Here is an 8,288-nt window from a genome sequence, read left to right as displayed (position 1 = left end):
TTTATGTTATTTGCCATTAAATCTTTATAATTAAAGATTATAAAATCATTTCCTAAACCATGGTATTTTTCAAATTTAATCATATCATCTTCTCCCTTGTTTTAATTATGTTGTTTTATATTTAAATTATAGTATGAGAAAACATAATATTCAACTAAAGAATATTCTATATCTATTGTTTATTATGATCTATAGGTTTTAATATAATTTTCTATCTTATCCAAAGCTATTTTTAAAATTTCTACAGATTTGGTACAAGAAATTCTAAAATATCCTTCTACTCCAAAGGCTATTCCAGGAACGATAGCTACATGTTTTGTGTCAAGTAGATCCAAGGCGAAATCTAAAGATGAAGGTAGATTAAAATTAGCTAAAGAACCGAAGATATAAAAAGATCCCTTTGGTTTTAAGGTAACTATACCCATAGAGTTTAATCTATTGTATACATACTCACATCTTTTTTGGTATTCCTTTGTATAAGAAGACATATCCGAACATTTAGAAAGTGCAATATACCCACCGTATTCGGAAACTACAGAAGGAGATGTAATGGTATATTGATGAACTTTTATTAACTGATCTCTGAGTTCTTTAGAAGTTAAAATATATCCTAAACGCCATCCAGTCATAGAATGGGATTTTGAAAACCCATTTATTAAAATTATTTTTTCTTTAAGAAAATCATATTTTCCTACAGAAAGAAAATCATCGTTAAAAGTAATTTCACTATATATTTCGTCGGAGATAATATAGATATCTTTATCTCTTAAAAATTCCATGATTTCATCTAAGTTTTTCTTTGATAAAATAGCTCCTGATGGATTGTTGGGATAATTTAATATGAGAGCCTTGGTTTTAGGAGTAATATGTTTTTTTAGAGTCTCTACAGTAAGCTGTAATTCATCGGTTGTGGTATCGATAAATATTGATTTACCACCATTTAAATCTACATTTGGAAGATATCCAGGATAAAAAGGAAGAGGAATTAAAACCTCATCCCCTTTATTTAAAATAGTTTTTAGAGCAATAGAAATAGCTTCTGTAGCACCTGCTGTGACAATGGCTTCATCTACTTTATAAGAAGAACCATATTTAGTATTATAAAAGTTTATGATCTCTTCTCTTATTTCTAGAGACCCTCCTAACATAGGATATCCCATCCGGTTATTTTTCATATAGATGGTAGTTTCTTCAACTATTTTAGCAGGGATAGGGAGATCAGGCTCCCCAACAGTAAGATTGATAACATCTTTATACTCCCTGCTTTTGATAGAGATTTGTCTTATAAGGGAGATCTCTATATTTATTACTTTTGGATTTATATTCATGTTGACCTCCAATTAATTTTTAATATTACTTTATAACTCTTAAATCTTTCATGATTTCAGTCTTACCAGCAGTTTTTTCATCTTTATCTTTGATTATTTTAGCTGGATTTCCAGCTACTACAACACCAGCAGGGACGTTTGTTATAACAATAGCACCAGCAGCTACAACAGCTCCCTTACCGACTCTAACCCCTTCTAAAATTACTGCATTAGCACCTATAACTACATCATCTTCTATAATAACAGGATCAGCACTAGGCGGTTCGATTACACCAGCCAATACTGCACCTGCACCAATATGACAGTTATCTCCTACAGTGGCTCTTCCTCCCATTACTACATTTAAATCTATCATAGTTCCAGAACCGATTTTAGAACCAATATTTATAACAGCTCCCATCATAATAACGGCATTGTCTCCAATTTCTACCATATCTCTAATGATAGCTCCGGGTTCGATTCTAGCATGGATATTTTTAGTGTCTAACATTGGTATAGCGGAGTTTCTTCTGTCACTTTCTACATGAGAATCACTGATTAAATTAGAGTTAGTAGTTAAAATTTCTTGGACTTCCTTCCACTCTCCAAAGATTGTTTTACTATTTTGACATCCAAAAACTTTACAGTTTAGGAAATCAATTCCTTCTAATTCACCATTGATATAAGCCTTTACAGGGGTAGATTTAGTGGAATTTTTAATATATTGAATTATTTCATGTGCGTTATTTAATTTAGTCATAAGATGTTCTCCTTTTTAAATATATTTTTATAGTCTAATCACTTATACCCGTAGGGGTGTTATTAAACATATTTGGATGCAACGTCACGTTGCTTTTTAGTTGAAAATATCCTTCATTGTGTAAAATCCCGGCTGTTGACTACAAAGCCAACCTGCTCCTTTAAGGGCTCCATTAACGAATATCATCTTTGAATGTGCTTCATGTTTTATCTCGATAACTTCATCTTCACCGGCAAAAATAATAGAATGTTCTCCTACGATACTTCCACCTCGGACTACGTGTACCCCTATCTCCTCCTTCTTTCTAGGAGCAATCCCTTCTCTACCATAAGTTAATTCCCTTTTAGAAATTAGTGTATCATTTATTTTCGTTAGAAGTGATTGTGCTGTCCCACTAGGGGCATCTATTTTTTTATTGTGATGTTTTTCGATTAACTCAATATCCCAATCTTCTAAAGATGAAACTAGAGTTTCCAATAATTCTGTAATTAAATTTATTCCAAGGGAGGTATTAGTCGCCTTAAGTATAGGAACTATTTTTGAGGCTTCCTTTATATTTTTTGAGTCTTCTTCACTATGTCCTGTGGTAGCAATTAATGTAGGAACATTATGAGCCATAATCCATGGAAGAATTTTTGTTGAATTACTATAGTGGGAAAAATCAATTAAAACATCAGGAATAATAGAAAGACCTTCTAAAGTTTCAACAATTCGAGGTTCCTTTCCCAGGGAAAAAGAATCAATTATTCCAACTAAATTTAAATTTTTACTGTTATCGATGGTATCTACTAAGAGTTTTCCCATCTGTCCCCATCCGTATATGGCTATATTCAAAATGTTACCTCCTTTTAGATTAAATTTACTTTTTTCATCTCTATTTTTAAAAGTTCTTGAGCATTAGAACTAATCTCCCATAGAGGTTGTCTTAATCCTCCAACATTCATATTCATAAGGTTCATTGCAGATTTTACAGGTATTGGATTGGTCTCCAAAAATAAAGAATTAACAAAAGAATTCAGTGAAAGTTGTAAATCTCTAGATTTAATAACATCTCCCTCTAAGTAAGACATAACAATATTATGAGTTTCAAGGGGCATGACATTGGCTAATACGGATATAACTCCAACTCCTCCGAGTGATAAAACAGGAACTATAATATCGTCATTACCTGAATATATAGAAAAGTCACTATTACAAATTCTAGCTACTTCAGCTAAGTAGGAGATATTTCCACTGGCTTCTTTAAGTCCAACTATATTTTTATGGTTACTTAATTCAAGGACTACATCAGCAGGAATATTCATTCCAGTTCTACCTGGAACATTGTATAAAATAATGGGTATATTTATTTTATCAGCTATAGTTGTATAGTGGTTTATCAATCCCTGTCTATTGGTTTTATTGTAGTATGGTGTAACGATGAGAAGACCGTTGGCTCCAACCCTTTCGCATTCAAGGCTTAACCTAATTCCGTGACGGGTATCATTACTACCAGTTCCAGCGATTACAGGAACTCTACCTCGAGTTATTTCAACACTTCTTTTAACTAATTCTATATGTTCATCATCTGGAAGGGTAGATGCCTCACCAGTGGTTCCAGCGATTACCAAGGCATCAGTTTTGTTTTCTATATGCCACTCTATGAGTTCTTCTAGTTTAGTATAATTGATACTCATATCTTCGTTGAACGGGGTGATAAGAGCTACTCCAGATCCTTTAAAAATTCCCATAATTCCTCCTATTTAAAATTGTAATAAAATATATATATTTTATTGTTCTATTAATAATTCAGCAATTTGCACAGTATTTGTAGCAGCACCTTTTCTAATATTATCGGCTACTGTCCACAGGTTTATACCGTTGTTTACACTATAATCTCTTCTAATTCTACCTACAAATACTTCATCGAATCCGCTAGCATTTATAGGCATTGGATAGATATTATTTTTTACATCATCCTGTAAGATGATACCTTTTTTATTTTGAAGAGCCTTTTTTAATTCTTCTAAATCGAACTCTTTTTCAAATTCTAAATTAACAGATACAGAATGTCCATTTTCTACTGGAACTCTTACACATGTAGAAGTGATAGGCAGATTTGGTTTATTTAAAATTTTTCTAGTTTCATTGATCATTTTTAACTCTTCCTTAGTGTATCCATTTTCTGTAAAGTCATCTATATGGGGAAGACAGTTAAAGGCTATAGGATGTGGATAATTAGAAGGTTCTTTTCCCTCTATTCCATCTTTTAAATCTTTTACTCCAGCTACTCCAGATCCAGATACAGCTTGGTAGGTAGAATAGACAACTCTTTTTATTCCGTAGAGGTCATCCAAAACCTTTAGTGGGACTACTACCTGTATGGTAGAACAGTTAGGATTGGCAATTAGTTTATTTGTTGTTGCAGCTTCTGGATTTACCTCAGGTACAACTAAAGGAATGGTAGGATCCATTCTCCATGCACTACTATTGTCTATAACTGTAATTCCATGAGAAACCGCTATAGGAGCCATCTCTTTACTGATATTTCCACCAGCAGAAAATAGAGCTATATCTATTTCTTTGGTGAAAGATTCAGGGGTAAGTTCCTCGACTATATACGTTTTATTTTTAAAATTAATTTCTGTTCCACAAGATCTAGAAGAAGCTAAAAGGTAAAGGTTATCTATGGGAAAATTTCTTTCTTCTAATACTTTGAGAAAGGTTCTTCCCACCATTCCAGTAGCTCCTACAATGGCGATGTTATATTTTTTCATGATCTCCTCCTAAATAAATTTTTTAATTATATGTTTTTTATAGATTAAATTCTTTTGCTAGCATTTGAATAGCTACGTTTTTATGTTCTGCAGAGATAGTACATGAGATACTGATCTCAGAAGTAGTTATGTGATAAAAAGGAATTTTATTTGCAGCTAGGGTGTTAAATACTTTGGCTGCAACTCCTGAATAACTTACCATTCCTATCCCAACTAGGGAAAGCATTATTAAATCATGTTTGATCTCTATAGAAATTTCTTGTGACTTTTGATTTAATTCGTCGATGGCTTGTTTTAAAAGGGATTCTTCTCTTTTAAAACAGCTGAAAGAAAGGTCTAAAGTACCAGAAGTAGTTATATTTTGACTTATCATATCGATGTTTAACTCATATTTACCTAAAGTGTTAAAAATATTAGCTACTAAGTTTTCTGAATAAGGAAGGTGTTGGATATTAACCATGAAAATATCTTCGTTGAGGGTTATACCAGTAATGGGCTTATCTTCCATAATTTCGTTTTGATTTAATATGAGAGTACCGTCGTGAGCTCTTAAACTTTGCCCTACATAGATTGGAACATTGTATTTTTTTCCTAATTCAACAGCTCTTGTTTCCATAACACCTGCTCCTAAATTTGCCATTTCCATCATCTCCTCGTAAGATATATTTTGTATTTTTTTAGCCTTTGGATATACTCTAGGGTCGATACCATAAATACCATCTACATCGGTATAGATCTCACACTGTGCTCCTAAACTAGCAGCTAAAGCCACAGCACTGGTATCTGATCCTCCTCTACCTAAGGTAGTGATATCTCCTTCTTGGTTCATTCCTTGAAAACCGGCTACAATGACTATTTTTCCACAATTTAGATGGGAAAGCACTATCTTGGGGTCAACACTCTTTATTCTACTTTTAGTGTGGCAACCTATAGTGGTTATTCCTGCTTGAGCTCCTGTAAGGGAGATAGAGTCTTTACCTAGTTCATTTAGTGCCATAGATAACAGAGCAACAGTCTGCTGTTCACCTGTGGCCATTAGAGTATCTAACTCTCTTATATTTGGTGTTTTAGAAATTTTTTTAGCCATCTCTATTAAGTTATTTGTAGTTTTACCCATGGCAGAAGCAACTACAACTATTTTTTCTCCTGCATCACTTAATTTTGAGATGTGGGAGGCAATCTTTTTTATTTTGTCTAAGTCAGCTAGTGAGCTTCCTCCATATTTGTGTACAATGATCATATTTATCTCCTTTAATAAAAAAATTCTTCAGTAGTGAGAACTACTGAAGAGTAAAATTACATCTAATCAAAAATGAGATAAAAGAATAATCTATAACTTCAAATAGCACCCCATTACCTGTTATGATAACGACAGTTATATGGATCTTATCCATACACCCAACATAGATTTTAGCAGAATCTATATTTCGGCAACTACACCTTTCAAAACAGATCTTAAAATGCCTTCTCCCTGTTTTTACTATTTGTATTCGCAACCTCTATTCTTATGATTTGAAGTAAGTATATCACTAAACATAAAATAAAATATAATATATATAATATATAAGTTATATGAATGGAAAATATAGTAGTAAGTATAATTCGTAATGTATATGTAAAGTATATATAATATATATTTTTAAAAAATAGAAAAATAAGGTTTACTTTTATCTAAGATAAGGATTTAAATTTCTTTTAGGGAGGCAAATATGGATAAAATAGTAGAAAGAATGAAAAAACATAGAAGAAATTTACATGAAATTCCGGAATTAGGATATATGGAAAAAAAGACCCAAGCTTACTTAATAAAGGAAATAACAAAGATGGGGTATGAACCTAAAATAATTTGTGAAACAGGACTTTATATCTATCTAGATGTTGGCTCAGGAGAAACTTACGGGTTTAGGACAGATATTGATGCCCTAACTATCTTAGAAGAAACAGGAACTTCTTATACCTCCAAACATAAGGGGTTTATGCATGCATGTGGACATGATGGTCATATGGCAACCTTGTTAGGATTTATGGAGTATTTAAAAGATAAAAAATTAAAGAAAAATATCCTCCTACTTTTTCAACCTGCTGAAGAAGGTCCAGGAGGAGCTAATGATATTGTAAAAAGTGGGGTTTTGGAAAAATATAATGTCAAAGGGATCTTCGGACTGCATCTATTTCCCAAATTAGAAGAGGGAATAATCGCCTGTAGAGCAGGTGGATTTATGGCAAAAGCCGCAGAAATAGATATAATTATAAAGGGAAAAAGTGGTCATGGAGGTCAGCCTCAGTTAGGAATAGATTCCATTCAAGTAGCAGGGAAGATGTTAGAAGGATTTAATCTTATTACTTCTAAATTTATAGCACCTTTTGACCCGAGTATAATAGCGATAGGAAAGATAGAGGGGGGGACCATAAGAAATATAGTTCCAGAAGTCACGCGGATGGAGGGGACCATAAGGGCGTTTTCTACAGAGACTTTTAATTTTATAATAGAGAAGATAAGGGATATAGCCCGTGGAATGGAAATAAGTTACGGAGTAAAAATAGAGATAGATTTAGCTGAAGGGTATCCCCCTGTAATAAACGATAAGGAATATTTTGATATGTTAGAGGATGTTGTTAGAGGAGATGAAAAGTTGAAATTTGAGGAGATAGATCCTGAAATGTTAGCTGAAGATTTCGGATTTTATCAGGAAGTAACTCGGGGACTTTTTTTCTATGTAGGAACTAAAAATCAAGAGTTAGGATATGTAGAATCATTACATAATTCCAAGTTTAATTTTGATGAAAAAGTGTTGGAAAATGGACTTAGAGTATATACTGGCATATGTGAAAAATTAGGAGTATTTGAATAATAAAATAACATCATAGAGAATAAAAAAGCTGAGACTTAGTCTCAGCTTTTTTATTTTAACTATACATCTCTGCAAGTCTAGCTTCTACACTTTCATCTTTGATATATTCATCAAAGTCCATTAATTTATCAACGATTCCACTAGGAGTTATCTCGATAATCCTATTAGTTATAGTTTGGATGAATTCATGGTCATGAGCTGCAAATATAATAGTTCCATTAAATTTGATTAAAGCTTTGTTTAGTGAAGTGATAGATTCAAGATCTAAATGGTCTGTAGGATTATCAAATAAGTAAACATTAGCTCCTGTCATCATTGTTTTAGATAACATACATCTTACTTTTTCTCCTCCAGAAAGAACACTAGGTTTCTTTTGAGAATCTTCTCCAGCAAATAACATTCTTCCTAAGAATCCTCTGATGAAACTTTCATGAGGATCAGATGAATATGGTCTTAACCAGTCAATAAGGTCAGTTCCACTGTTTGCTGTGAAATATTCAGAATTATCTCTAGGCATATAACCTAAAGAAGTAGTCACTCCCCAAGTGACACTACCTGAATCAGGCTCTATCTCTCTAGCTAATATTTTGATAAGTGTTGTTTTAACGATGTC

Annotated in this window: 8 protein-coding genes and 1 riboswitch; of the genes, 1 reads left to right on the top strand and 7 read right to left on the bottom strand. The window is 32.7% G+C overall.

Annotation, left to right across the window (positions count from 1 at the left end; genetic code table 11):
* Positions 1-182: 182 nt before the first annotated feature.
* The 6 genes from WBG30_RS04170 to WBG30_RS04145 all read right to left on the bottom strand — a co-directional run bounded on the left by WBG30_RS04170 (position 183) and on the right by WBG30_RS04145 (position 6,063).
* The gene (locus WBG30_RS04170) at positions 183-1,328 is read right to left on the bottom strand and encodes a pyridoxal phosphate-dependent aminotransferase (protein WP_424503387.1); all 1,146 of its coding nucleotides are present in this window, start codon (positions 1,326-1,328) and stop codon (positions 183-185) included.
* 25 nt (positions 1,329-1,353) lie between these two features.
* Positions 1,354-2,067 carry a 2,3,4,5-tetrahydropyridine-2,6-dicarboxylate N-acetyltransferase gene (gene dapD / locus WBG30_RS04165; protein ID WP_424503386.1) on the bottom strand — a complete coding sequence of 238 codons (714 nt, stop codon included), beginning with the start codon at positions 2,065-2,067 and terminating at the stop codon, positions 1,354-1,356.
* 96 nt (positions 2,068-2,163) lie between these two features.
* Positions 2,164-2,901, bottom strand: a complete 738-nt coding sequence (dapB, locus tag WBG30_RS04160) for a 4-hydroxy-tetrahydrodipicolinate reductase (protein WP_424503385.1) — start codon at positions 2,899-2,901, stop codon at positions 2,164-2,166.
* Positions 2,902-2,915: 14 nt separating this feature from the next.
* Positions 2,916-3,797 carry a 4-hydroxy-tetrahydrodipicolinate synthase gene (dapA, locus tag WBG30_RS04155; protein WP_424503384.1) on the bottom strand — a complete coding sequence of 294 codons (882 nt, stop codon included), beginning with the start codon at positions 3,795-3,797 and terminating at the stop codon, positions 2,916-2,918.
* A gap of 39 nt (positions 3,798-3,836) precedes the next feature.
* Positions 3,837-4,823: an aspartate-semialdehyde dehydrogenase gene (locus WBG30_RS04150; protein WP_424503383.1), complete on the bottom strand. Its 987-nt coding sequence runs from the start codon at positions 4,821-4,823 to the stop codon at positions 3,837-3,839.
* 37 nt (positions 4,824-4,860) lie between these two features.
* Complete coding sequence (locus WBG30_RS04145; RefSeq protein ID WP_424503382.1) at positions 4,861-6,063, bottom strand: aspartate kinase; 1,203 nt, start codon at positions 6,061-6,063, stop codon at positions 4,861-4,863.
* Positions 6,064-6,158: 95 nt separating this feature from the next.
* Positions 6,159-6,333, bottom strand: a riboswitch (Lysine riboswitch).
* Positions 6,334-6,532: 199 nt separating this feature from the next.
* On the opposite strand from WBG30_RS04145, the gene WBG30_RS04140 reads away from it, so the two are divergent.
* Positions 6,533-7,675, top strand: a complete 1,143-nt coding sequence (locus WBG30_RS04140; protein WP_424503381.1) for a M20 metallopeptidase family protein — start codon at positions 6,533-6,535, stop codon at positions 7,673-7,675.
* Between the two features lie 55 nt (positions 7,676-7,730).
* Here WBG30_RS04140 and WBG30_RS04135 read toward each other — a convergent pair.
* Positions 7,731-8,288, bottom strand: a 558-nt coding sequence (locus WBG30_RS04135) for an ATP-binding cassette domain-containing protein (protein WP_424503380.1), incomplete at its 5' end; no start/stop codon positions are given.

It is taken from the genome of Psychrilyobacter sp., from assembly GCF_049671765.1.
In the GTDB taxonomy this organism is placed as follows: Bacteria; Fusobacteriota; Fusobacteriia; order Fusobacteriales; family Fusobacteriaceae; genus Psychrilyobacter.
Note: the sequence above shows the minus strand (reverse complement) of the source record. Positions and strands in the feature narration are given on the sequence as shown.